The organism is Streptomyces sp. NPDC028305 (genome assembly GCF_055569495.1).
In genome coordinates this window covers 826,951-852,860 of record NZ_JBVHTN010000002.1, presented here as the reverse complement: position 1 = coordinate 852,860, position 25,910 = coordinate 826,951, and the positions used below count along the sequence as shown (strand labels likewise).

The following is a 25,910-nucleotide window of genomic DNA, read 5'->3' as shown; positions in this document are numbered from 1 at the left end:
TGACCCTCTGGACAGTGCGGCCATAGCTTAGAGACCGGTTGCTATGAGACCGGTTGCTACCGGTCGCCATCCCGCTGACGTCCCCCGATCCGGAGGCCACTGCCTTGCCCGAGCGCCCGCTGGCGTTGTTCGCCATGAGTACGAAGACCCTGCCCAGCGTCTATCCCCCCGACGTGCTGGACCGGCTCCAGACCTCCGTGGAGGTCGACCCTTCCCTGATCGCCGAGGACTTCCGGGATCCCCGGGTGCGGAGCGTCCTCGGCCGGGCCGAGATCCTGCTGACCGGCTGGGGCTGCCCGCCGGTCGACGCGGCGGTGCTCGACGCCGCGCCCAGGCTGCGCGCCGTGCTGCACGCCGCGGGCTCGGTGAAGGGCATCATGGCCCCCGGCTGGTGGGAGCGCGGACTGGTCGTCTCGTCCGCAGCGGACGCCAACGCGCTGCCGGTCGCCGAGTACACCCTCGGCATGATCATCCTGGCCGGCAAGGACCTCTTCGCCGCCCGTGAGCGCTACCGCTCGCTGCGCACCTTCCCGCTCGCCGAGATCCTCCCCGGTATCGGCAACTTCGGGCGCCGCGTCGGCATCGTCGGCGCGTCCAGGATCGGGCGGCGCGTCATCGAGCTGCTGCGCCCCCTGGACTTCGAGGTGTTCCTCGCCGATCCGTACGTCGGCGAGGACGAGGCGGCCGCGCTCGGCGTCCGTCTGCTGCCGCTGGACGCGCTGCTCCGGCGCAGCGACATCGTCTCGATCCACGCCCCCGCGACCGCCGAGACCCACCATATGATCGGCCGCCGTGAGCTCGCGCTGATGCCGGACGGGGCGGTGCTGATCAACACCGCGCGCGGCAGCCTCGTCGACCATGACGCGCTGGTCGAGGAGGTGCGCGGGGCCCGCGTCAGCGCCGTCCTCGATGTGACGGAGCCGGAGCCGCTGCCCGCCGACTCCCCGCTCTTCGAGCTGTCGGGCGCCTTCATCACCCCGCATCTGGCGGGGTCTCAGGGCAACGAGGTGCGTCGGCTCGGGCTGTCGGCCGTGGGCGAGCTGGAGCGGCTGCTGGCCGGGGTGCCGCTGTCCCACCAGGTGGATCCCGCGGGTCTCGAGCATGCGGCGTAAGCCGTGAAACGGGCCTGCCATCGCGCTCATCCGGCAAACGTTGTCTATACCTCCAGCACCGCAAAGCACGCGCTACCGGTTCGTAATGTCGATCACGACCAGCGAAGTCGCCCGTAATCAAAGATTTCCACGCACGACATCTTGTCCAACGGTAGGCCCACCTCTAGCTTCCACAGAGACCGATTTCTATGGTCGCGAGCTCCAGATCTCCCAGGAGGATTCCCATGAACAGCAAGCGGGTCAGAGTGGCCGCCTGCGCAGCGGTGGTGCTCTCCGTCGTCCTGACCGGCTGCGGCGGCGGTGACGGCGACGGAACGGCGGACAAGGCCGAGGGCCCGGTCACCATCGAGTACTGGAACTGGCAGGAGGCCAAGAACATCGATCCGGTGGTCGCCAAGTTCAACGCGACGCACAAGGACATCAAGCTCAAGTTCGTGAAGCAGGCCGACAACCCCGGCACCCAGCAGAACCTGCGCAACGCGGTCGCCGCCCAGAAGCATGTCCCGTGCCTGGTCCAGAACTTCGGCGAGGCCCCCTCCCTGGCCTCCGAAGGGCTGGCCCAGGACGTGACGGAGGACCTGACGCCGTATCTGAAGAAGGGCCTGTTCGCCGAGTCGGCGCTACCCTCCGCGCGGGCGGTGGACAAGTACTACGCGGTCCCGGGCGGCGCCACGCCCCCGTTCATGATGATCAACCGCAAGGTGTACGACAAGTACGGCGTCAAGGCGCCCAAGACCTGGGACGATGTGATCGCCGCGGGCAAGGAGTTCAAGAAGCACGGCATCTTCGTCATGAATCTCGCCGGCGAAGACCCGAGCACCCTCATCGAGCTGGTGCAGCAGGCCGGGGGCTCCTGGTACAAGATCGACGGGGACAAGTGGAAGATTGACTTCCTGTCCCCCGAGTCGCTCAAGGCCGCCCATGTCATCCAGCAGCTGGTCGACAACGACCTCGTGGCCCATCAGACGTACACGGACCGGCCCGCGCTCATCAACTACTTCGACTCCGGGAAGATGGTGTCCCTGCCCACCTCCACCTGGCAGTTGCAGAACTACGAGCGCGAGTACAAGAAGTCCCTCGGTGACTGGGAGCCGGTGGACCGGCCGCAGTACGCGGACGCCACCGAGTTCGTCACCCCGATGCACTCGCCGACCAGCGGTCTGATCGTGCCCAAGGGCTGTGACCACGCGAAGGAGGCGGTCGAGGCCGCGGTGTGGCTGAACACCTCGAAGGAGTCGACCGACGCCTCGTACCAGAAGGACACCGGGCAGTACACCTGGCCGGGCGCGGTCACCGACCCCTCCCCCTGGGTCGACTCGGCGGTGCCGGAGAAGCTGTTCGGGCCCCGCAAGTCCAAGGCGCGGGACGTGATCCTCAAGTCCGTCAAGGCGGGCCGGGACAACTGGGTGGCGGGCCCCAACTACACGGGCATGTTCGCCGAGCTCCAGGACCAGTGGGCGAAGGTCACCGCGAAGAAGACCACCATGAAGGCGGCGCTGGAGCACATGCAGACCTGGACGGTCGCCGACCTCAAGCGGAAGAACATCAACGTCGATGGCTGAGACCCTGAGGGCCGAGACCACGGCCAGGAGTGCCCGGTCCGGGCCGGGCGCGGCGCCGCCGGGCCCGCCGCGGCTGCCGTGGCGGCGGGCCATGGCGCTGAAGGGGGCGTCCTTCACCGCCCCCTTCTTCATCGGGTTCGCCGTGTTCACCCTGGCCCCCGTGGCGCTCGCGCTGCGCGAGAGCCTCTACTCCAAGCAGAGCTCCGGGCTCGGCTTCGGTGAGAAGACCGTCGAGTTCACCGGCTTCGACAACTTCGCGCGGGGCCTGGAGGACGCCCACTTCTGGGCCGCGATGCTGCGGGTGGCGCTCTTCGCCGCGGTCGCCATCCCCACCATCATGCTGCTCAGCCTGATGATGGCGCTGCTGCTCGACGCGCTGACCCACCGTCTGGCCGCCCGCTTCCGGGTGCCGCTGCTGATCCCGTACATGATCCCGGGCATCGTCGCCATCCTGATCTGGATCTATATCTACAGCCCGGTCGTGGGCCCGCTGACGCCGTTCCTCGGGCTCTTCGGGATCGACGCGAACTTCTACAGCGGCGAGATGATCTGGATCTCCATCGGCAATCTGCTGGCCTGGAGCGGCGTCGGCTTCAACATGCTCATCGTCTACTCGGCGCTTCAGGCCGTGCCGCGCGAGATCTTCGACAGCGCCCGCGTGGACGGCGCCTCCGAGTGGCGCATCGCCTGGTCGATCAAGGTGCCGCTGGTGCGCCGGTCCCTGGTGCTGATCACCGTGCTCAGCATCATCGGCACCCTTCAGATCTTCAGCGATCCGATGCTGTTCAGGACCATGACCCCGGAGACCGTGACCCGCGACTTCACCCCGATCATGGCGATCTACGACTGGGCGTTCCAGCAGGGCGAGTTCAACTACGCCGCTGCCCTGTCCATCATCCTCGCCCTGGTGGTCGGTGCCGCGTCCGCCGTCTTCTACAAGCTCACCAACAAGGCCCCCGTATGACAGCGACACTCCAGCCCGCACCCGCGCCCGCCAAGCCGCGCGCCGTACGACGCCGCACCGCGCCCGGCGCGGTCCGGCACGGCAAGCGCACCAAGGTCCTGGTCATCACCGGTCTGGCGTTCTTCGTCATCTACTCCCTGGCCCCGGTGTGGTGGCTGCTGGTGGCCGCCACCAAGAGCCAGAACGATCTGTACACCTCCGACGGCCTGTGGTTCTCCCGCATCCACCTGGGCGAGAACCTGCGGCAGCTGTTCACCTATCAGGACGGCATCTTCCTCCGGTGGATGTGGAACACCGTCTACTACGGGGTCGTGGGCACCGCCGGCATGACGCTGATCTGCGTGGCCTGCGGCTATGGGCTCGCCATGTACGAGTTCCGCGGCCGGGGCGTGCTGATGGGCTGCATCATCGGCTCGTTCCTGGTGCCCAGCGCCCTGCTCACCATCCCCTCGTTCCTCCTCTACAGCGACCTCCAGCTGGTCGACACGCCCTACGCGATCATCCTGCCCGGCTTCTTCAACGCCTTCTCCGTCTACCTGGCGAAGGTGTACGCGGAGGGGGCCATCCCGCCCGAGTTGCTGGAGGCCGCCCGGATCGACGGGGCGGGCGAGTACCGCATCTTCTTCCAGATCGGTGTCCGGCTGATGTCGACCGGGGCCGCCACCATCTTCCTGCTCGGCTTCGTCGCCAGCTGGAACAACTTCTTCGGGCCGCTGATCTTCCTGCGCAGCCAGGAGAAGTGGACCGTGATGCTGGGCCTGTACTCCTGGCTCAAGGTCAAGATGGACACCTCCACCGATCTGACGGGCATGGTCGTCGTCGGCTCGATCGTCTCGCTGTTGCCGATGGTGGTCCTGATGATCTCCTTGCAGCGCTTCTGGCGCTCCGGCATCACCCTCGGCAGCCTCAAGTGACGCCCCGCGCCCGCTCGCCACGCTGAACCCCCCACCCCGAACACCCTCTTCACTTCGCCCTTCGCAAGGATTCGCAAGGAGACGACTGCGCCATGCCCATCAGCAGAAGAACCGTGCTGCGCACCGCGGCCGCCGGCACCTCGGCCGCGACCGCCGGCGCCCTTCTCTGGACCGCCGCGCCCGCCGCCGAGGCCGCCGAGGGGTCGGCCGGGGCCGCGGGCGACCGCCGCCTCGATCTGCTCGACTTCGGCGACACGGACTCCGAGCAGGCACACGGCCTCGCCGCGGCGGACACCTCGGTCGCGGGCGGCCACGCCGGGGATCGGGCCCGGGTCGCGGGGCCGCTGGACCCGCCGGACATCAAGGGCGGTGAGCTGCGGTTCACCATGGCGGTGGACCCGGTGCGGCAGAACTACCTCACCGTGAAGTTCTGGGGCGGCGACACCTCGCCGTACAAGACCATCGCGTACATCAACGGCGAGCAGATCGGCTACCGCCGCTCCGGTGACTACGAGGCGCTGAACATCGGCACCGTGCGCCCCCTGCCCGGCCGGTTCTTCTACGCCACCGTCATGCTGCCGCTCGAGCACACCCACGGCCGCGACAAGGCCGAGATCACCCTGCGCACCTACGACGGCGCCTTCAGCGCCAAGGTCACCGCGGACTCGCGCGGCTACTACCGCGCCTACACCCACACCGGCGCGCGGTTGGCCCTCGACGACGACCCGCGGCCCGAGTTCACCCCGCCCACCGACACCGTGGCCGACCTCGCCGAGAGCGAGAAGCAGGCGCTGATCGACGGCTATGTCGCGGGTCAGGTGAAGCTGTTCGACGGCCACTCCGCGAAGGTCGACGCCTCCGCCGACGGCAGGCTGTCCATCGTCCGCTACGAGGACGAACTCCTCTTCTACAGCGGCGCGCTGGCCACCGCCGCCTGGTGTCCCGCGAAGTCGGCCGCCGAGAAGAAGGCCGCGCTGCTGCGGATCTTCAAGTGCGTCGACAACCACACCAAGGACTACTACGGCAACACCAAGCTGCTGGCGCGCGGCGGCCACCAGGGCGACTGGGGCGGCTACTACGGGGCGCTCGGCCAGGCCCTGTACATCGTCGAGAATCTGATCGACGACAACGATGTCTACGGCCGGGACGCCTTCGCGGCCTTCCTCGACGAGGAGTTCACCACCGGCACCCGGGAGGGCGAGACCTCCCTGAAGGACGTGGACTTCGACGGCGGCAGGCTCACCCGGCGGGCCGCCTGGGGCCGGGTCCTCAAGGCCAACTTCGACTACGCCCGCTCCCGTCTGTCGTACATCTACAACCAGGTGTTGTACTGCTACGAGGGCGCCTGGGAGGCCCACGAGGGGCTGCGGGTCATCGGCTCGAAGTTCTACGAGGGCAGGGCGCGCAGCCACCGCATCGCCGGCGAGTGCCTCGGCTTCGACCCCTTCCTCGGCGAGGAGGTCCTGGTCGGGCCGGACGGACAGGACCTGGATCTGTTCCACTCGCTCTTCTACCACGACACCACGGCCCGCTGGACCGAGGACTACATCCGCTACGTCATCAAGGGCCTGGCCACGTCGAAGCTCGACAAGGACGGAAACGTGGTGCGCCGGCTGCCGCTGGGCAGGCACTACACCACCATGACCGAGCGCGGCCACACCCGCGAGAACGGCTATGTCGCCAACTACGGCGAGGCGACCAACTATCTCCCGCAGTGGTTCCATCGCACCTGGGGCCACAAGGGCGACGAGGAGCTGAACGACCGGATCCTGGAGCTGTCGCTGCGCAATCTGCACGCGCGCTCCTATGCCCGCCACACCGATCTGGACAACGACCTCAAGCGGTTCATGCGCATGGAGATGGTCATCGACGAGCGCAACGCCAACTACCCGGGCTTCCCCGGCTATGTGCTGCGCCAGTCCGAGGGCAAGATCATGCTCTATGTGTCGCTCGCCCACCACATCGAGGAGCACCCCGAGCGGTACGCGGGCTCCGCCTGGGCGGACACCCGGAAATACGCCCGCGAGGCGGTCGGCTTCGCGCAGCAGCAGCTGGCCGACCACCAGTACTTCAACACCTTCTCGTCGGTCACCGGCCAGAACAAGTACGATCTGCGGCTCGGCGAGACCTACGGCTATCTGAAGGACCAGAAGCCCACCGGCATCGTCCACCCGCACACCGACTTCGCCTCCTACACCTCCGCCGAGCTGTCCGCGCTCGCGGTGCGCCGCGGCGACTACGAGCGCTTCGCGTGGGTGGACGTGGACTGCATGTTCGTGACCCTGCGGGACGGCGACACCCATCTGTTCGGCCAGCTCAACGAGCGTCAGCGCGGCTTCGCCCGCAACGGTAGGCTGCATGTGCGCCGCCCCGACCACGACCGGCTGGTGCAGCTCAACACCGACGCGGTGTTCCGGTACCGGGACTACTGGGCCCGGATGGACAACATCGACGTCGACTTCATGGAGGACCAGCAGACCGGCGACTCGGCCGCGCCGCAGGCCCTCGCGGGCGAGATCGCCCCGGTCACCTACCAGCCGGGCGTCGGCACGGTCCACCGCGAGAACTTCGAGGCCGACCACGCCTACTCCGGCTACCCCGATCTGCTCACCGCGCGCTACGGCCGCTACTTCTTCGTCTTCAACACCACGCGCGGGGTGTACGGCAACGAGCGCTCCTTCACCGTCGACCTGCCCGCCGACCACACCGGCTCCACCGTGACCGACCTGGTCTCCGGCCGGGAGCTGCCCATCGTCAAGGGCGCGGTGCGGATCGGTCCGAAGAGCGGTCTGGTGCTGAGGCTGTCCTCCGACACCGCGGCGGCCGCGCCGCCCGCCCATGTGGACTTCGTGCACACCCTGCCGGGCGACGGCGCCATCGCGGTCACCTGGCAGACCACCGCGGGCGCCACCCACTACGAGGTGCGCCGGGCGACCCGCGAGAGCGGGCCGTACACGCTGCTCGCGCCGAAGGTCACCGGCCGCTACCACCTGGACCGCACCGCCAGGCCGGGCGTCACCTACCACTACACCGTCACCGGCGTGAACGCACAGGGCTCCGGCCTGCCGTCGCACACCATACGCGCCGAGCTGCCGGCCCCCGCCTCGCCCGCGCTGCTGCGGACCGGGTGGCGCGACGACGCGCTCGGCGGCGCGCACCCCGGCAGCACCACCGTGCGCGGCGCCACGGTGCGCATCCTGGGCGCGCACGGCGACGGGCTGGGCGAGGGCGACGACTACGACGTGCTGAAGCGGGACATCGAGGACGCGCTGCACTACGCCAGCCGCCCCGCGGCCGGCAGCTGGACGCTGACCGCCCGTGTGGAGGCGGCGCGCTCCTCGCTCACCGGTCTGATGCTGCGCGACAAGCTCGCCGCCAACACCCGCTATCTGTTCTTCGGCGCCGACCGGGACGGCAACCTCGTGCTGCGCAACCGCACCCGCGACAGCCGCCACGACTGGCAGGACGACAAGCGCTCGCCGATCGTCGACCGGCTCGACGGCCACACCCTGGCCGCCACCCCGTATCTGCGGCTCGTCCGGGACTTCGCGACCCACCGGGTGCAGGCCCAGACCTCCGCCGACGGCGAGACATGGCTGACGGTCGGCACGCTGTTCACACCGCTGCCGTACGCCGTCCACGCGGGCCTGACGGCCACCGGGGACGCCACCTTCACCCGGGTGGCGCACAAGAACCTGGCGGCGCAGGCACAGCTGGTCTCGGTGGAGCAGGACGCAGGGGACACTGCCACCGTCACCGTCCGCTGGAACAAGCCCGACGACGCCATCGGCTTCACCCTGGCCCGCTCCACGAACGGCGAGACCTGGGAGAACGTGGTCGAGGACACCCGTGCCCTGGCCCACAAGGAGGACGACTTCCGCCACGGCAAGCGCTACTACAAGGTGACGGCCGCCCTCGTCGAGGGTGGCACCCGGACCACGGCCGACCCCGCCGTGGCCGTCGCCGAGACCCTCGCCCAGGTGCTGGCCCGCGCCCGGAAGACCGCTCCGGCGGACTGGACGAAGAAGAGCTACGCCGCGTTCACCACCGAGCTCGACCGGATCGAGAAGGCGGCCGACCAGTCCGGGGCCGACCAGGACGCCCTGATCGACGACGCGTACGCGGCGTATGAGCTGCTGGTGTCCGTGGACACGCTGCTCCGCGAGTTCGAGATCACCGAGGGCATGGTCCAGGCGTCCACCATCGAGTGGCCGGGGAAGGGCACCAAGGCGTCCAACGGCTGGAGGGCGTTCGACGGCGACCCGGCCACGTACACCGACACCCTGGCCGCCGAGAGCTGGATCGACATCGACGCCGGTGACAAGGGGCCGATCACCGTCGACCGGATCCGGGTGCGCCCGCGCTCGGACGCCGCGGACAAGATCCTCCGCTCGAACGGAACCGTCTTCCGAGGCTCGGCCGACGGCGGGCAGACCTGGACCGATCTGCACACCCTCAGCGGGATCTCCGCCGCCCAGCAGTACGAGGTGAAGCTCGCCGAGCGCGCCTCCTACCCGCTGATCCGCGTCTACGACGGCCACAACGGGCGCTGCAACCTCGCCGAGATCGAGTTCTGGTACCTGCTGCCCGACACCGAGTGAGGGGGCCGCTCCCGGCGTACCGTCCGCGGCACGCCGGGGGCGGCGCGCCGGGCCCGGCCACACCGCCGTGAGGCGCCGGAATGGGGCATGTCTACCCTGTTCTGGCCGCCGTCGCGGCGGTGTGTTCGGTTCGGGAAGCGACAGGAGTACGACGATGGCCACCTCCACGGATGTGGAATCCCCTCCGGAGGGGCCGGGGGAGAATCGTTTCCGCGCCTGGCTGCTCCAGGGTCTTCCCGAGACGGCCAAGCAGCGGCCGGGGCCGAACGCCGAGGCCGCCGAGGGCCACCGGGGGCAGCGCTGGTGGCGGGTGATGTGCCTGACCGGCGTCGACTACTTCTCCACCCTCGGCTATCAGCCGGGCATCGCCGCCCTCGCCGCCGGGCTGCTGTCCCCCCTCGCCACCCTGGTGCTGGTGGCCGTCACCCTGGCCGGCGCGCTGCCGGTCTACCGGCGCGTCGCCCAGGAGAGCCCGCACGGCGAGGGGTCCATCGCCATGCTGGAGCGGCTGCTGACCTTCTGGAAGGGGAAGCTGTTCGTCCTGACGCTGCTCGGGTTCGCCGCCACCGACTTTCTGATCACCATCACCCTCTCCGCGGCCGACGCCTCCACCCACCTCGTGGAGAACCCGCACTTCACGAGCGTTCTACACGGCCACGAGGTGGTCATCACCCTCGGCCTGGTCGCGCTGCTCGGCGGCGTCTTCCTCAAGGGCTTCACCGAGGCCATCGGGGTGGCGGTGGTGCTGGTCGGCGGCTATCTGGCGCTCAACGCGGTCGTCGTGCTGGTCGGGCTGTGGCATGTGCTCACCGCTCCCCACGTGGTCACCGACTGGTCCCGGGCGCTCACCGCCGAGCACGGCAACCCGCTGGTCATGATCGGACTGGCCCTGGTGATGTTCCCCAAGCTGGCGCTCGGCCTGTCCGGGTTCGAGACCGGCGTGGCCGTCATGCCGCATGTCGACGGCGGCCCCGGCGACACCGAGGAGCGGCTCGCCGGGCGGATCCGGGACACCAAGAAGCTGCTCACCACCGCCGCGGTGATCATGAGTGTCTTCCTGATCGCCAGCAGCTTCATCACCACCCTGCTCATCCCCCAGGACGAGTTCGAGGCCGGCGGCCGGGCCAACGGCCGGGCGCTGGCCTACCTGGCGCACGAATACCTGGGGTCCGTGTTCGGGAGCGTCTACGACGCCGCGACGGTCGGCATCCTGTGGTTCGCCGGAGCCTCGGCCATGGCCGGGCTGCTCAACCTGATGCCGCGCTATCTGCCCCGGTACGGCATGGCGCCCCACTGGGCCCGCGCCGTGCGCCCCATGGTCATCGTCTTCATCCTCATCGCCTTCCTGGTCACCTGGATCTTCGACGCCGACGTCGACGCCCAGGGCGGCGCCTACGCCACCGGCGTGCTGGTCCTGATGACCTCCGCGGCGATCGCCGTCACCATCGCTGCCCGGCGCGCCGGGCAGCGCGGCTGGACCATCGCCTTCGCCGTCATCTCCGCCGTCTTCGGGTACACCACCACGGTCAACGTCGTGGAGCGGCCCGACGGTGTGAAGATCGGCGCCTGCTTCATCGCGGGCATCATCGCCGTCTCGCTGCTGTCCCGGCTGGCCCGCGCCTTCGAGCTGCGCGTCACCGACGTGGAGCTGGACGCCATGGCCGAGCGGTTCGTCCGCGACGCCGCCACCCGCCGCATCCGGTTCATCGCCAATGAACCCGACAGCCGCGACGCGGCCGAGTACCGCGACAAGATCCACCAGATCCGGGCGGACAACGACATCCCCGCCGAGGAGGACTTCGTCTTCGTCGAGGTCACCGTGCGCGACCCCTCCGACTTCGAGTCCGCGCTGCGCGTCCACGGCGAGGTGCTGCACGGCCGCTACCGCGTGCTCACCCTCGACGGCTCCAGCATCCCCAACTCGCTGGCCGCGCTGCTGCTGCACGCCCGGGACCTGACCGGGCGACAGCCGCACATCTACTTCGAGTGGACGGAGGGCAGCCCCTTCGCCCAGTTCCTGCGGTTCTTCCTGTTCGGCCAGGGCGAGGTCGCCCCGGTCACCCGTGAGGTGCTCCGCGCGGCCGAACCCGACCGGGCCCGCCGTCCCCATGTGCACGTCGGCTGAGCCGGCGCTCATCCGACGTCGGCCAGCGCGGCGTTGAGTTCGACGACGTTCACCCGCTCCTCGCCCAGAAAGCCCAGGACCCGTCCCTGGACATGGCCGGAGACGAGCTTCCGCACCTCCGCCGGCCGCAGCCCGCGGGCCTTGGCGACGCGGGCGGCCTGCTGGTAGGCGTAGGCCTTCGAGATATGCGGGTCGAGGCCGGAGCCGGAGGCGGTGAGGGCGTCGGGCGGTACGTCCTCGGGGGCGACCCCGTCGAACGCGGCGATCGCGGCGCGCCGCCGCTCGACCGCCTTGACCAGGTCCGGGTTGTTCGGCCCCAGGTTGGAGGCGCCGGAGGCCAGCGGGTCGTACCCGCCCGCGGAGGGGCGGGGCTGGAACCACCGTGGGTCGGGGCGCTTCCCGGGGATGCCGAAGTTCTGGCCGAGCAGGCTGGAGCCGACGGTCCTGCCGTGGCGTTCGATGCGCGAGCCGTTCGCCTGGCCCGGGAACGCCGCCTGGGCCAGGCCGGTGACGGCGAGGGGGTAGAGGACGCCGGTCACCACGGTGAACACGAGCAGCATCCGCAGGGCGGACAGGTGGTGGCGGACCGCGAGTGGGAGGGGGCCGGGCATGGGATCGCCTTCCTCTGTCGTGTTCCGTGTCGTCCGTCGTTCCGTGTCGTCAGCGGAGTCCGGGGATGAACTGGACGATCAGGTCGATGAGTTTGATGCCGAGGAAGGGCAGGACGAGCCCGCCCAGGCCGTAGACCCGGATGTTGCGGCTGAGCAGGGCGGCCGCCGAGGACGGCCGGTAGCGCACCCCGCGCAGCGCGAGCGGGATCAGCGCGACGATGATCAGCGCGTTGAAGATGATCGCCGAGGCGATGGCCGAGGTCGGGCTGTGCAGCCGCATGACGTTGAGCCGGTCAAGACCCGGGTAGACCGCCGCGAACATCGCCGGGATGATCGCGAAGTACTTGGCGACGTCGTTGGCGATCGAGAAGGTGGTCAGCGCGCCACGCGTGATCAGCAGCTGTTTGCCGATCTCGACGATCTCGATCAGCTTGGTCGGGTTGGAGTCCAGGTCCACCATGTTCCCGGCCTCCTTGGCGGCCGAGGTGCCGGTGTTCATGGCCACCCCGACGTCCGCCTGGGCGAGCGCGGGGGCGTCGTTGGTCCCGTCGCCGGTCATCGCGACCAGCTTGCCGCCCGCCTGCTCGCGCCGGATGAGCGCCATCTTGTCCTCGGGCGCGGCCTCGGCCAGGAAGTCGTCCACCCCCGCCTCGTCGGCGATCGCCCGGGCGGTCAGCGGATTGTCGCCGGTGATCATGACGGTGCGGATGCCCATGCGGCGCAGCTCCTCGAACCGCTCGCGCATGCCGTGCTTGACGACGTCCTTGAGGTGGATGACGCCCAGCACCCGGGCGGCGCCGTCAGTGCGCTCGGCGACGACGAGCGGGGTGCCGCCCGCCCCGGAGACCCGTTCCACGACGCCCTGGACCTCGTCGCCGGGGTGTCCGCCCTGTGTGGTCACCCAGGCGGTGACTGCCGCGGCGGCGCCCTTGCGGACCTGTCGGCGCTGGATGTTCACGCCGCTCATCCGGGTCTGGGCGGTGAAGGGCACGAACTCGGCGCGGCCCAGCTCGCCCTCGTCCCGGGCGCGCAGTCCGTGCCGCTCCTTCGCGAGGACGACCACCGAGCGGCCTTCAGGAGTCTCGTCGGCGAGCGAGGAGAGCTGGGCGGCGTCCGCGAGCTCGTCCACGTCCACCCCGCCGACCGGCAGGAACTCGGCGGCCTGGCGGTTGCCGAAGGTGATGGTGCCGGTCTTGTCCAGCAGCAGGGTGTTGACGTCGCCCGCGGCCTCGACGGCGCGGCCGGACATGGCGAGCACATTGCGCTGGACGAGCCGGTCCATGCCGGCGATGCCGATCGCGGACAGCAGCGCGCCGATGGTCGTCGGGATGAGCGCGACCACGAGGGCGATCAGGACGACGATGGTCTGCTCGGCGTGTGCGTAGATGGCGAACGGCTGGAGGGTGACGACCGCGAGCAGAAAGATGATGGTGAGCGAGGCGAGCAGGATGTTCAGCGCGATCTCGTTCGGCGTCTTCTGCCGGGCGGCCCCTTCCACCAGGGCGATCATCCGGTCGATGAAGGTCTCCCCCGGCCTGGAGGTGATCTTCACGACGATCCGGTCGGACAGCACCTTGGTGCCGCCGGTCACCGCGGACCGGTCGCCCCCCGACTCCCGGATGACCGGGGCCGACTCTCCGGTGATCGCGGACTCGTCGACCGACGCCACGCCCTCGACGACATCACCGTCGCCCGGGATGATCTGCCCCGCCTCGACGACCACATGGTCGCCCAGCCGGAGCTGAGCGGCCGCCACCTCCTCCTCGGCTGTGGTCCCGGCGCCCGGCCGCCAGTCGACGAGCCGACGGGCGACCGTGGCGGTCTTGGTCCGGCGCAGTGTCTCCGCCTGGGCCTTTCCGCGGCCCTCGGCGACGGCCTCGGACAGGTTGGCGAAGACCGCGGTGAGCCAGAGCCAGACGGTGATGACCCAGGCGAAGACACTGGGGGTCTTGACGGCCGAGAGGGTGGTGAGGAGCGCCCCGACCTCCACCACGAACATGACCGGGTTCTTGACCATGGCCCCGGGGTGGAGCTTGCGGACCGCGTCGGGAAGGGAGGTGAGCAGCTGCCGGGGATCGAGCAGACCGCCCGTGACGCGCTGTGTCTGCACCGGGGGTCCGGCAGTGGTCGGGGACATCAGTGCAGCCCTTCCGCGAGCGGCCCCAGGGAGAGCGCGGGAAAGTAGGTGAGGCCGACAACAATGAGGACCACGCCGGTCAGCAGCCCCACGAACTGCGGCCGGTGGGTGGGCAGGGTGCCCGCGGTGACCGGCACCGGCTGCTGCCGTGCCAGCGACCCGGCCAGCGCCAGGACGAACACCATGGGCAGAAAGCGGCCGAGGAGCATGGCCAGGCCGAGCACGGTGTTGTACCACTGGGTGTTCGCGCCGAGCCCGGCGAAGGCGGAGCCGTTGTTGTTGGCGACCGAGGTGAAGCCGTACAGCACCTCGGAGAAGCCGTGCGGCCCGTGGCCCCGCATGGCGGCCCGCTCGCCGGGCAGCGCCATGGCCACCCCGGCGCCCACCAGCACCACCGCCGGGGTGGTCAGGATGTACAGGGACGCGAACTTCATCTCCCGGCCGCCGAGCTTCTTGCCCAGGTACTCGGGGGTGCGGCCCACCATCAGCCCGGCCACGAAGACCGCGACGACCGCCAGGACGAGGATGCCGTAGAGGCCGGAGCCGGTGCCGCCGGGCGCGATCTCGCCCAGCATCATGTTGAAGATCGTCATACCGCCGCCGAACGGCGAGTAGGAGTCGTGGAAGGAATTGACGGCTCCGCAGGAGGTGAGCGTGGTGGACGCGGCGAAAAGGGCCGAGGCCCAGACGCCGATGCGCTGCTCCTTGCCCTCCGTCATGCCGCCCGCCGCGTGGCCCGCCTGGCTGCTGACGCTGTGCAGCTCATTGACGGTCACGATCGCGACCGAGGCCGCCCAGATCAGGGCCATGACCGCGACGATCACGTATCCCTGGCGGTCGTCCCCGACCATCCGGCCGAAGGTGCGCGGCAGGGAGAACGAGATCACCAGCAGCAGGTAGATCTCCAGCCAGTTGATGAAGGGGTTGGGGTTCTCGAAGGGGTGGGCGGAGTTGGCGTTGTAGAAGCCTCCGCCGTTGGTGCCCAGCTCCTTGATGACCTCCTGTGAGGCGACCGGGCCGCCGGTGAGGCTCTGGTGGTCCCCGGCGAGGGTCGGGATCGACTCGACGCCGTGGAGGTTCTGGATCGTCCCGCCCGCGACCAGCACGATCGCGAAGACGAACGCGAGGGGCAGCAGCACCCGCAGCACGATCCGGGTCAGGTCCACCCAGAAGTTGCCGACCCGGTCGGTCTTCTCGCGGGTGAAGCCGCGGATCAGGGCGGCGACGACGGCGATGCCGACGGCCGCGGAGGCGAAGTTCTGCACCGCGAGCCCGGCCATCTGCACCAGATGGCCGAGCGCCACCTCGCCCGAGTACGACTGCCAGTTGGTGTTGGTGACGAAGGACGCCGCGGTGTTGAAGGCCTGGGCCGCGGGCATCGGCTCTCTGCCCAGTGACAGCAGCAGATGGTTCTGGAGCCGCAGGAACGCGTACAGAAAGAGGACGGACACCGCGGAGAACGCGAGCACGCCGCGCAGATAGGCCGGCCACCGCTGGTCGGCGTCGCCGTCCACGCCGCCGAGCCGGTAGACCAGCCGCTCGGCACGCAGATGCCCGGGGGCGGTCAGGACATGGGCGAGGTAGTCGCCCAGCGGCCGGTACGACAGGGCCAGCGCGGCCACCAGCGCAAGGATCTGAAGCCACCCCGCGAGGGTGCCGTTCACGAGAACTTCTCCGGGAAGAGCAGCGCCACCACGAGGTAGACGAGGAGGGCCACGGCCACGACGAGCCCGATGACGTTCTCGACGCTCACAGCCGCTCGACCCCCCTCGCCACCAGTCCGATGACGGCGAACACCGCGACGGTGACCGCGATGAACAGCAGGTCCGGCATAGGGGCACCACTCCGACCAGTCGTGAGCCGACGCCCCTTGTTAGCGCGCCCCCGACGCCCGGCCCCAGGACCTCGACGGTGCCTCGCCGTAAATCCGGCCGATGGAGTGAGCGCGCCGCGCCCCTCGGACGCCAGGGTGTCGCCGCGAGCGCACCATGGAGGTGCGGGGCGCGTGATCGCGCCATGTCGCAGAGCCGAGAGCAGAGCCGACAGGAGTCCGCCGATGGCCCGTGGACGGTTGCGGATCTATCTCGGGGCGGCCCCCGGGGTCGGCAAGACGTACACCATGCTCCACGAGGGCCAGCGGCTGCGGTCCCTGGGGACCGACGTGGTCGTCGGACTGGTCGAGCCGCACGGGCGGCGTCCGACGGCGGCGCTGGCCGAGGGGCTGGAGACAGTGCCCCGGCGCACCGTGGTCCATCGCGGGGTGTCCCTGACCGAGATGGACCTCGACGCGGTCCTGGCCAGGCGCCCCCAGGTCGCCCTGGTCGACGAGCTGGCCCACACCGATGTGCCGGGGTCGCGCAACGCCAAGCGGTGGCAGGACGTCGAGGAGCTCCTCGACGCGGGCATCGATGTCGTCACCACGCTCAATGTCCAGCACCTGGAGTCGCTGAACGACGTCGTGCGGCAGATCACCGGGGTCACCCAGCACGAGACGCTGCCCGACGAGGTGGCGCGCCGCGCCGACCAGATCGAGCTCGTCGATCTGCTGCCCGAGACGCTGCGCCGGCGTCTGGTGCACGGCGATGTCTATCCCCCGGACCGGATCGAGACGGCCCTCACCCACTACTTCCGGGTGGGCAACCTGACCGCGCTGCGCGAGCTGGCCCTGCTGTGGCTGGCCGACCGGGTGGAGGAGGGCCTCCAGCGCTATCGTGCCGAACACGGCATCACCGCCCCGTGGGAGACCCGGGAGCGCATTCTGGTCGGCCTGACCGGCGGCCCGGAGGGCGAGACCCTGATCCGCCGCGCCGCCCGGATCACCGCGCGCACCCCCGGCAGCGAGCTGCTGGCCCTCCATGTCGTGCCGGGCGACGGGCTCGTGCGGAGCGACCCGGCCGCGCTGTCCCATCAGCGCACCCTCGTGGAGTCGCTGGGCGGCGGCTATCACCAGACCACCGGCGAGGACATCCCCGAGGCGCTGCTCCAGTTCGCGAAGGCCGAGAACATCACCCAGATCGTGCTCGGCGCCAGCCGGCGCGGCAGGTTCTCGCTGCTGCTGCGGGCCGGCGTGGGGCAGCGCACCATCCACCGCTCGGGCCCCATCGATGTCCACATCGTCACCCACGAGGCGGCGGCGGGCGCCTCCGTGCCCCGGCCGCCCCGGCCGATCCGGGGCACCGGACCGGTGCGGTACTGGTCCGCGATCGCCGGGGCCGCGCTGCTGCTGCCGCTGCTGACCCTCGTCCTCACCGCGCTGCGCGGCACCCTCGGGCTGCCCGGTGCCCTGGTGCTCTACATGCTCGCCGTCGTGCTGACCGCTCTGGTCGGCGGGCGCCTGCCCGCGCTGCTCACCGCGCTCGCGGCGGCCCTGCTCACCGACTACTACTTCACCCCGCCACTGCACTCCCTGAAGGTCGAGCGCGCCGTGGACATCGTCGCGCTGGTGGTGTTCTTCGCCGCCGCGTGGCTGGTGGGCACCGCGGCGGGGGTGGCCGCCCGCCGTACGCACCAGGCCATGCGCGCGACGTCGGAGGCGCGGGCGCTGAGCCGGATGGCGGCGGCCATGATGCGCGGGGAAGCCCTGCCGACGCTGCTGGAGCAGGTGCGGGAGAACTTCTCCCTCGCCGCGGTCAGCCTGCTCGAACGCGATCCGGAGCACGGCCCCGAGCCCCGCTGGTACGTCGTCGCCAGCGCCGGGGCACGGCCGCCGGAGCGCCCGTACGACGCGGATGTGGAGGCGCGCGTCGACGACCGGCTCACCCTGGCCGCCCGCGGCCCCGGCCTCAGCGGCGACGACCGCCGCATCCTCGCCGCGTGTGCCACGCAACTCGGCATCGCGCACACCCGGGGCGGGCTCGCCCGGGGCGCCGCGGGGGCGGAGCCCGAGGAGCCGGGTCGGCCGCGCGCCGGAGCCCTCTATCTGCGCCCGGTCGACCTGGACGAGGTGCTGACCGCGGCCCTCGACGACCTCGGCCCCGGCGGCCACTCCATCCTGCTGCGGCTGCCGGAACAGCTGCCCGACGTCATCGCCGACGCCGCCCTCCTCGCCCGGGTGCTGGCCACGCTGGTGGCCGACGCCCTGCGCAACAGTCCGCCCGACGCCCCGCCGGCCCTCACCGCCGAGGTGGAACCGGACCGGGTGACGGTCCGGATCTCGAGGCCGACCGCCGACGACATGGCCGGCGCGCCGGCGGGGCGCGAGGGTGAGGGCTCCGCGCTGCGGCTGTCCCGGGATCTCGTCGAGGCCATGGGCGGCACCGTGGAGCACACCGCCGACGGCGCCCCCTCGGTGACGATCACCCTCCCGACCTCGGCGCCACGCCCCGGCCCGCAGGGGTGACATTAGTGTGTGCCGCACAGTATCGTGTGACGTGTGTCCGTAGAAGATCTGACCCTTGCCCAGGCTCAGGAGCTTCGCCGCGGGACGGTCGTGCTGGCCTGCCTGGCGCTGCTCCGGAAGCCGAGTTACGGCTACGCGCTCCTGGAAACGCTCAACGACGCGGGGGTTACCGTCGACGGCAACACCTTGTACCCCTTGCTGCGCCGACTGGAGAAGCAGGGCCTGCTCACCAGCGAATGGAACACCGACGAGTCAAGGCCGCGGAAGTTCTACCAGGTCAGCCCCGATGGGTCCCGGGTCCGCAGCGGCCTGGTGCGCGAGTGGCAGGACCTCGTCGCCTCGATTTCACGACTTACGGAGGAGAGTGGATGAGTACGAGTGTGCTCACCGAACGCTATGTGCACGAGGTCGTCCGGCGGCTCCCGGCCGACCAGCGGGAGGACATCGCCGAGGAGTTGCGCACCACCATCGCCGACACCGTCGAGGGGCGCGGTCCGGCCGACCCGCGCGTGGCGGAGCGCGAGGTGCTCAGAGAGCTCGGCGACCCGGTGCGGTACGCCGCCCGTTACTCGGAGCGCCCGCTCGCCCTGATCGGGCCCGACCTCTACTCCACCTATATCCGGCTGCTGGTCACGCTGTTGTGCACCGTCCTGCCGGCGATCACGTTCGGGGTCGTCGTGCTGGATGTGCTGGACGACGACGACCTGGGCGCGGCGATAGGCGGCGGCATCAGCACGTTGTTCACGCTCGGCTGTCAGATCATCGCCGTGCTCACCGTGGTGTTCGGCGTGCTGGAGCGGGTCCGTCACCGCAAGGGCGTGGTCGACGCCGCCACCTGGACACCCGACGATCTGCCCGAGGTGCGGGAGCCGGACAAGGGCGGCGTCGCGGCCTGCGCCGCGGCGGTGTGGGTGACGCTGCTGTTCGGGCTGATCATCTGGCAGCACACCGCCGAGCCCTACCGGATGGACGGCGCGGGCGGGGACGGCAAGCACATCGAGGTGCTCGCCCCGGGGCTGTGGTCGGGCTGGATCTGGCCGATGCTCGCCGGGCTCGCCGGGCTCGCCGTGGTCCAGCTGGCCCGGGTGGCGGCGCGCGGCTGGACGATCCCGCTGGCCACCGGAAACGCCGTGGCCCAGGCGCTGTTCACGCTGCCCCTGGCCTGGGTCCTCTACCAGCGGGACTTCTTCAACCCGGACTTCCTCAAGGACGCCGAGACCCTGTGGTCGTCCTCGGACCAGGCCTATGCCGGGACGGCGCTGATCGTGCTCGCCGTGGGCGTGAGCGGAGTGTTCAAGAGCTTCCGCGCGGCGCGGTGACGTTCAGTTAAGCTTCGGCGGCGAGCAGGGACTCCCTGATCCGGTTCCGGTCGACCTTGCCGGTGGAGGTCCTGGGCAGCGGGTCGGTCACCGTCTCGATCACGCCCGGGATCGCCGCCCGAACCGTGCGCTCCGCGCAGTACTGCCGCAGGGCCAGCACCCCCACGGAGCCCGGCTCGGCGAGGCGCAGCCGCGCGTGCAGACGGTGTCCGGCCACCGGGTCGGGGAGCGCGACGACGGCGGCCTCGGCCACCGCCGGGTGCTCCAGCAGGATGGACTCGACCTGCTGGGTGCTCACCTGGAACCCCCGTACCTTCACCATGAAATCGGTGCGTCCGAGCACGCTGAGGGAACCGTCCTCGTGCCGGGTGGCGATGTCGCCGCTGCGGTAGTAGACGAGGCCGGGGACGCCGTCCGGGTGCGGGCCGAACTTCGCGTCGTTCGGCACATTCGCATAACCCGCGGTCTGGAACGGGGTGTTGACGAACAGCTCGCCCTGTCCGGGGCCGGTCAGGGCGCGCCCGTCCGCGCCGACGATCAGCCAGCTCACACCGGGCAGCGGGCGGCCGATCGGCAGCGGGACGCGGACGGCCCGGTCGCGGTCCACCTCGTGGAGGAAGCTGTTGTTGGTCTCGGTGCAGCCGTAGTTGTTGTACCAGCGGGCGTACGGGAAGACCGCGGAGAGCCCGGACAGCACCCGCGCGGGCATGCTGTCACCGGCGAAGACGAGATGCCGGGCCACCTCCAGCGGCTCCTCACCGGCCGACGCCTCCATGAGCAGTTGGAAGAGCAACGGCACGCCCTGGATCAGCGAGACGCGGTGGTCCGCCACCAGATCGCGCAGATACCCGGCCGAGGCGCCCCGGTCGGGGTCGGCCAGCACGACGGTGCCGCCGTACGTCAGGGTGGTCCACACATCCAGCAGGCACAGGTCGAAGTTGAGTGGCGCGTAGTTGAGGACGGTGGTGCCCTCGGCGATCCCGAAGGTCTCGGCCCCCCACGCGGTGAACCGGGTGACCGCGCCGAACGACAGGGGCACGATCTTAGGGAGGCCGGTCGAGCCGGAGGTGGTGAGCATGAAGCCGATGGCGTCGTCGTCGACCGGAGCGGGCGGCAGGTGTTCCCCGGCGCCCCCGGACACCGCGTCCGGGTCCACCACCCCGTCGATCAGCGGGCCTTCGGCCAGGCCGAGCACGGCCTGGCAGCCCGCCTGCTGGTACAGCTCCTTGGCCGGTGTCTCGGGCAGTTCGTGGGACGGCAGCAGAAGGCGGCGGCCGGCCATCAGAGCGCCCAGCACCAGGGCCACCGCCCCGGGGGACTTGCGCATCCGCAGACCCACCGGCCGGGCGGCGTCCGGGGCGGCGGTCACCACCTGCGTACGCGCCCGGCAGGCCATGGCGTACAGCTCGCCGTAACCGACCGCGCGGCCCTCCCAGATGAGCGCGGGGGCGGTGGGCCTGGCGGCCGCGTGGCGCGCGAACTCCGTCACGAATGTGCGGGTCATGCCCTCCCCTCCCCGGCCGCCGCGCGCTCGGCCGTGATGCGGATGGCGCGCACCGAGCGGAAGCCCCGGGTGGTCAGCGCCTCGTCGGGGACGGCGACGCCATGGCGGTCGGCCAGCCATTCGGCGATCCGCAGCACACCGAGGCTGTCGATCACGGCGGTGGCCAGCAGGTCGTAGTCCGCGTCGAGCTCGGCCGGGTCGACGCCGGGCAGAAACCGCTCGACGACGAAGGCGGCGATGTCGTCCTCGGAGACGGCGGGCGCGGTCGCCGGAGCGGCGGCGTGGGGCTGTGCGGGCATGGGGTTTCCCTCCACTGGTCGCTGACTTCCCTCACGCCTCGATGAGCGTGCAGAACCAGTGCATGCCCGGCGCTGCCACACCCACGAGGGCCACCAGATCCCCCGGCGACACCTCTCCGGCCTCGAGATGCCGCCGCAGACAGATCAGCTGGTCGGCGGCGCCCATGTGGCCCAGTTCGCGGGCGAGTGCGGCGTTGGTGCGCTCGATGGGGAGGCCGACCGCCTCGGCGGCCTCGCGGATCGTCTGCTGGTTGTCGTTGAGGTAGATGAGGCGGGAGAGCTGAGTGCGGCCCTTTCCCGCGCGGGTGAGGGCCTGGTCGACCACGTCCGCGATCCGCCCGCTGATCTCCTTCATGAACACCTGGAAGCGCTCGGGGTCGCGGCCGAAGTGGCGGAAGATCCCGGCCATCGGGTCCGCGTGCAGATCGGCCCGGCCCGCGGGCGGCAGCGGAGCGGCGGAGCCGCCGAACTCGACGCGGAAGAAGTCCGCGTACTCGGGATTGGTGAAGTGGGCCGAGGAGAGCCGCCGCAGGCGTGGATGGCCACGCCGCAGCACGGCCGCCACGGCGCCGTCGCTGGCGATCGCGCCGTTGAAGTCCATCCGGTTGGTGTGCGCCTCGCTGGCCACATTGACCAGGGCCACCAGCACGGTGTCGGTGTCGGCCGAGAGGGCCATCGCGCCCGCCGCGTGGTCGAGCGCCACCGACCAGGCGGCGCACACCTGGGTCAGCAGCACGGTGGGGGTGCCGTAGGCGCCCAGCGCCCTGGCCACGGCCGCCGAGGAGTCCCAGCCCAGGTACTCGGGGATGTCGGAGTGGCCGACGACGATCAGGTCGATGTCGACGATGTCGAGTTCCGCCTCGGCCAGGGCCGACCTGGCGGCCTCGGCGGCGAGGTCGGTCGCGGTGACACCGCCGGCCACCCGGTGGTAGGTCTCGTACCCGAGGGTGCCGACGACCTCGGGATCGGGTACGTACTCGGCCGCCGTCCCGGCCACCCCACGGCGTTCGCCGAAGGCCGTGCCCGTCGCGACGATGCCCATCTCCACTGAAGTGGCCACGTGTTGTCCCTTCGCTCCCACAGGTGGGTGTTCACCGCTTCAGGGTCGAGCCCCCGGCGTGCGGGTGATCGGGTTCGGGTTCGGACGGACGGCCGGCCGCCGGGGGCGGGGCCGGAAGTTCGGCCACCTCGGCCAGCGGGATGTCCAGGACGCTCAGTTGGCGCCGGGCGGTGTGCAGCGCGATCGCCAGCAGGGCCATGGCCACGGCCAGGATCAGCACGGCCGCCTCCACCCCCAGGGCGTCGGCGAGGACCCCGGCCGCCAGCGGGCCGATCCACTGCATCGCCTGGAAGAAGAACTGGCCGGTCGCGGCGACCCGGCCCAGATACGCGTCCGGGACCAGCCGCACCTCGTACGACTCGATCACGACGTTCATCGGCACCATGCTGGTCATGCCGAACATCAGCACCAGGCCGATCTGCCATGGCTGGGGCACCAGCGCCACGACGGCGAAGGACGCCACGAAGACCCAGGCGGACAGCAGCAGAACCCGCCGCGCGCCCAGCCTCCGCATCAGCCACGGTCCCGCGACGGCCCCGATGACACCGCCGGCGACCGCCAGCGAGGTCGCGACACCGACCGCCGTCGGCCCGCCGCCGCGGTGCCGCACCAGCACGATGAACAGGAGGGTGAGCCCCTGCGCCACGGTGTTGAGCAGAGCCCCCCACGCGAGGGTGAACACCAGGTAGTCGCTGCGTCTGATCAGGCGCAGGCCGTCCCTCATGTCCGCGGCCAGACCGGTCCGCCGCTCGCCGTCGGCACGCCGGTCCGGGCCGAGGGGGCGGCGGATGAGGAGCGAGCTCAGAGTGATGAACACGAAGGAGACGGCGTCGAAGAGGAACGGGATCCAGCGGGCCATGGAGTACAGCAGCCCGCCGAGGGGGGCGCCCACGAGCTGGACCACCATGTCGCGGCCCATGCTCTGCGCGGTCGCGTCGGCGATCTGCTCCTTGGGAACGATCCGGCGCAGCACCGGCGTCGAGACGCCGATCTTCAGCCCGGCGGCCAACCCGCCGACCAGCGCCAGCGCGTCGAGCGCCAGGACCGATGGATCGCCCCGGTACACCAGCAGGGCGACGGCGGCCATCGAGGCCGCCTCGGCCAGGGGGACCAGACACAGGATGGCGCGGCGCGACACCCGGTCCGCCAGCGCCCCGCCCACCGCCAGGGTGGCGAGTTTGCCGAGCATGTGCAGGACGGTGATGGTGCCCGCCTGCGTCGCCGACCCGGTGGTGTAGAGCATGAGCAGGGGGAAGGCGAGCGTGGAGACGCTGGTGCCCAGCGTGGACAGGCCGTTCCCGGACCACCAGTACAGATAGTCGCGGTCGCGCCACAGCGACGGCGGGCTCCCCTGAGCGCTCTGTGTCTCCTCGGCCTTCTCGGGCCCCTCGGGACGTGACCGCGCCATCGTCTCCGCCCCCCTGTCCGTTCACCGTGTCGCCCGTCCGGGCCTGCGCAGTGGATCTCGCGCAGCATGCTGGTCGATGCGTCACGACGCGGGCCAGGCAGTACACCGGCAACTCACGGGGGAAATTGCCGCTCGTCGAGGGGGCAACGAAGGGAGCGCCGGGGAATGCGACTCTGCGATGGCGAACGAATGTTTTGGGAGCGCGGAATGCCGGAATGCCGAGATGTCGGGGCGGCGGGATGTCTCGATACAGCCGCATCGGCAGATTTGTCAACTAGTGGACAAGTGGCGCCTTCCTGTCAAGGCTACCACTCCCACTCGGGCGAGTTGTCGAGTAGGGTCCCTTTCTTGCCACACCGGAACACCCTGGAAGTCGCGCCAATTGGGACGATTCGATGTCACGGGGATTTGATGAGGGTCGATTCCGCCGGGGCCCGGCCCCCGGGCCCCGGCTCATCAGGCGGCGCACGGTACGAGATGCGCAAGGGCAGCGCATGTGTCATCGCTAAGGGGGATTAACTCAATGGTAATTCCGAATGACTTCATGTCGTTCGACAGGACCGACATTCATCAGCTGCGGGACTTTCTCCTCAGTCAGCGCAGGATCTCCGGCTGGACGCAGGAGGAGCTCTCCGAGCGCTCCGGTGTCAGCGTGCGGACGATCCGCAATCTGGAGACGGGCTCCAATACCAACCCGCGCAGAACGTCGGTCGCACTGCTGCTCAGCGCCCTGGGCGCGGGGCCCGCCCCGCTCCCTGAGGCGGCTTCCTGGGGCGGTGACGACATGACGGTGGTGCCCGACCAGCACCAGGACGCGCAGTCGCACCGCACGGCCGAGCTCTCGCCGTGGCACGGCCCCCGGCCCCTGGGCGATCCGTTAGTGGGCAGACAGACCGATATGCGCCATATCCTGGCTTCCGCGCAGCGCAGCCGACTGGTCGTGGTCACCGGGCCCGGCGGTGTGGGCAAGACGCGGCTGGCCCTCGCGGCGGCGTCCCGGCTGCGCCCGCTGTTCCGCGACGGGGTCGCGGTGGTCGAGTTGCGCGACTGCCCGCCCGAACACCTCGACCCCGCTTACGCAGGAGCCGAGTTGACGCGCATCACACGGGAATTCACCAGCGAATCGGGGTACTTGGCCCGAAGGGTGCACAGCGGGCGAAGACTGCTCATCCTGGACGGCGCCGAACACGTCGCGCAGCAGACCGCCCGTCTCGCACGGCAGTTGCTCGACGAACATCCCGGGCTCCATCTGCTGGTCACCTCGCGCCGCGCGCCGGCCGCCGGCGCGGCCGAGACCTGGGAGGTCGAGCCGCTGCGCGTGGACGGGCCCAAGGGCCGCGACATGCCGGTGCCGAGCGCGGTGGAGCTTCTTCTGCGCCGGGTGCAGGCCGGGCTGCCGACCCTGGATCTCGCCCATCACCTCCCGATGGTCACCAGGTTGTGCCGGCTCCTCGACGGCGTGCCGCTGGCCATCGAGATCGCCGCCCAGCGGCTCAGATCGCTGCCGCTGACCTCGCTCCTCCAGGAGGACACGCTCTTCCATCTGCTCGGCCAGGCCGACACGGGGGGCCTGAGCGCCCATCGCACGCTGTCCGACAGTGTGCGGTGGAGCTACGACCTGCTCCCCGCCCCGCACCGGCAACTGCTGCGCGACCTGGTGGCCCTGCCGGACGGCTTCACGCTGGACGATGTGCTGACCGCGCAGCCGAGCCGCCGCCCGGACCTGGTGCGGGTGGCGCATCTGCTGGCCGAGCTCGTCGACGCCTCGCTGGTGCAGACCCACCGGGAGCGGCAGTACACCTACCGCGTGCACGCGCTGGTGCGGCATGTGGTGACACAGCTGGAACGGCAACACCCCCAGAACACCGCCGCGTCCGCCGACTCCGGCACCGCCCGGTCGGCCGAGCCGCTGCCCCTGGGCCGCGCCGGCCGGCCCGCCGCCTGACCGGGGGCCG

At 70.6% G+C, this 25,910-nt stretch carries 18 protein-coding genes; 10 read left to right on the top strand and 8 right to left on the bottom strand.

From position 1 onward, the window contains the following. The first annotated feature begins 104 nt into the window (after positions 1 to 104). The 6 genes from ACZ4WQ_RS10185 to ACZ4WQ_RS10160 all read left to right on the top strand — a co-directional run bounded on the left by ACZ4WQ_RS10185 (position 105) and on the right by ACZ4WQ_RS10160 (position 11,278). On the top strand, positions 105 to 1,112 hold the full coding sequence (locus tag ACZ4WQ_RS10185) for a hydroxyacid dehydrogenase (RefSeq protein WP_398375320.1): 1,008 nt from the start codon (positions 105 to 107) through the stop codon (positions 1,110 to 1,112). 224 nt (positions 1,113 to 1,336) lie between these two features. Further along, complete coding sequence (locus ACZ4WQ_RS10180; RefSeq protein ID WP_311723167.1) at positions 1,337 to 2,674, top strand: ABC transporter substrate-binding protein; 1,338 nt, start codon at positions 1,337 to 1,339, stop codon at positions 2,672 to 2,674. Continuing rightward, the gene (locus tag ACZ4WQ_RS10175; RefSeq protein ID WP_311723168.1) at positions 2,667 to 3,638 is read left to right on the top strand and encodes a carbohydrate ABC transporter permease; all 972 of its coding nucleotides are present in this window, start codon (positions 2,667 to 2,669) and stop codon (positions 3,636 to 3,638) included. The genes ACZ4WQ_RS10180 and ACZ4WQ_RS10175 overlap by 8 nt, the downstream gene beginning before the upstream one ends. Then, a complete protein-coding gene (locus ACZ4WQ_RS10170) occupies positions 3,635 to 4,552 on the top strand; it encodes a carbohydrate ABC transporter permease (RefSeq protein ID WP_311723169.1) in 918 nt (305 codons plus the stop codon). Before ACZ4WQ_RS10175 ends, ACZ4WQ_RS10170 begins: the two co-directional genes overlap by 4 nt. A gap of 92 nt (positions 4,553 to 4,644) precedes the next feature. After that, positions 4,645 to 9,153, top strand: coding sequence for a Tat pathway signal protein (locus ACZ4WQ_RS10165; protein ID WP_398375318.1), 4,509 nt, complete (start codon positions 4,645 to 4,647; stop codon positions 9,151 to 9,153). Between the two features lie 154 nt (positions 9,154 to 9,307). After that, positions 9,308 to 11,278 carry an amino acid transporter gene (locus ACZ4WQ_RS10160; RefSeq protein WP_398375316.1) on the top strand — a complete coding sequence of 657 codons (1,971 nt, stop codon included), beginning with the start codon at positions 9,308 to 9,310 and terminating at the stop codon, positions 11,276 to 11,278. 8 nt (positions 11,279 to 11,286) lie between these two features. On the opposite strand, the gene kdpC is transcribed toward ACZ4WQ_RS10160, so the two are convergent. Genes kdpC through kdpF form a run of 4 tightly spaced genes read right to left on the bottom strand, consistent with a single transcriptional unit; the run spans position 11,287 to position 15,779 of the window. Beyond that, positions 11,287 to 11,889, bottom strand: a complete 603-nt coding sequence (gene kdpC / locus ACZ4WQ_RS10155; RefSeq protein WP_358844986.1) for a potassium-transporting ATPase subunit KdpC — start codon at positions 11,887 to 11,889, stop codon at positions 11,287 to 11,289. Positions 11,890 to 11,938: 49 nt separating this feature from the next. Continuing rightward, positions 11,939 to 14,026, bottom strand: coding sequence for a potassium-transporting ATPase subunit KdpB (gene kdpB / locus ACZ4WQ_RS10150; protein WP_311723173.1), 2,088 nt, complete (start codon positions 14,024 to 14,026; stop codon positions 11,939 to 11,941). Further along, positions 14,026 to 15,690: a potassium-transporting ATPase subunit KdpA gene (gene kdpA, locus ACZ4WQ_RS10145; protein WP_398375314.1), complete on the bottom strand. Its 1,665-nt coding sequence runs from the start codon at positions 15,688 to 15,690 to the stop codon at positions 14,026 to 14,028. The genes kdpB and kdpA overlap by 1 nt, the downstream gene beginning before the upstream one ends. Next, on the bottom strand, positions 15,687 to 15,779 hold the full coding sequence (gene kdpF, locus ACZ4WQ_RS10140) for a K(+)-transporting ATPase subunit F (RefSeq protein WP_398375313.1): 93 nt from the start codon (positions 15,777 to 15,779) through the stop codon (positions 15,687 to 15,689). Before kdpF ends, kdpA begins: the two co-directional genes overlap by 4 nt. A 303-nt stretch (positions 15,780 to 16,082) precedes the next feature. On the opposite strand from kdpF, the gene ACZ4WQ_RS10135 reads away from it, so the two are divergent. From ACZ4WQ_RS10135 to ACZ4WQ_RS10125, 3 genes are read left to right on the top strand one after another with little or no spacing between them, the layout of a single operon-like run. Next, positions 16,083 to 18,365 carry a sensor histidine kinase gene (locus ACZ4WQ_RS10135; protein ID WP_398375310.1) on the top strand — a complete coding sequence of 761 codons (2,283 nt, stop codon included), beginning with the start codon at positions 16,083 to 16,085 and terminating at the stop codon, positions 18,363 to 18,365. 33 nt (positions 18,366 to 18,398) lie between these two features. Further along, a complete protein-coding gene (locus ACZ4WQ_RS10130) occupies positions 18,399 to 18,737 on the top strand; it encodes a PadR family transcriptional regulator (RefSeq protein ID WP_311723177.1) in 339 nt (112 codons plus the stop codon). Further along, complete coding sequence (locus ACZ4WQ_RS10125; protein WP_398375307.1) at positions 18,734 to 19,684, top strand: HAAS signaling domain-containing protein; 951 nt, start codon at positions 18,734 to 18,736, stop codon at positions 19,682 to 19,684. The genes ACZ4WQ_RS10130 and ACZ4WQ_RS10125 overlap by 4 nt, the downstream gene beginning before the upstream one ends. 7 nt (positions 19,685 to 19,691) lie before the next feature. Here the strand turns inward: ACZ4WQ_RS10125 and ACZ4WQ_RS10120 are convergent, their stop codons facing one another. From ACZ4WQ_RS10120 to ACZ4WQ_RS10105, 4 genes are read right to left on the bottom strand one after another with little or no spacing between them, the layout of a single operon-like run. Further along, entirely contained in the window at positions 19,692 to 21,188 is a 1,497-nt protein-coding gene (locus ACZ4WQ_RS10120) for an AMP-binding protein (protein WP_385345037.1), read from the bottom strand. Next, a complete protein-coding gene (locus tag ACZ4WQ_RS10115; protein ID WP_311723180.1) occupies positions 21,185 to 21,487 on the bottom strand; it encodes a phosphopantetheine-binding protein in 303 nt (100 codons plus the stop codon). The genes ACZ4WQ_RS10120 and ACZ4WQ_RS10115 overlap by 4 nt, the downstream gene beginning before the upstream one ends. A 31-nt stretch (positions 21,488 to 21,518) precedes the next feature. Continuing rightward, positions 21,519 to 22,547 carry a 3-oxoacyl-ACP synthase III family protein gene (locus ACZ4WQ_RS10110; RefSeq protein WP_398375305.1) on the bottom strand — a complete coding sequence of 343 codons (1,029 nt, stop codon included), beginning with the start codon at positions 22,545 to 22,547 and terminating at the stop codon, positions 21,519 to 21,521. A 31-nt stretch (positions 22,548 to 22,578) separates the two neighbouring features. Then, on the bottom strand, positions 22,579 to 23,955 hold the full coding sequence (locus tag ACZ4WQ_RS10105) for an MFS transporter (protein WP_311723182.1): 1,377 nt from the start codon (positions 23,953 to 23,955) through the stop codon (positions 22,579 to 22,581). Positions 23,956 to 24,499: 544 nt separating this feature from the next. Here ACZ4WQ_RS10105 and ACZ4WQ_RS10100 point away from each other — a divergent pair. Beyond that, a complete protein-coding gene (locus ACZ4WQ_RS10100) occupies positions 24,500 to 25,900 on the top strand; it encodes a helix-turn-helix domain-containing protein (RefSeq protein WP_398375304.1) in 1,401 nt (466 codons plus the stop codon). Positions 25,901 to 25,910 lie beyond the last annotated feature (10 nt).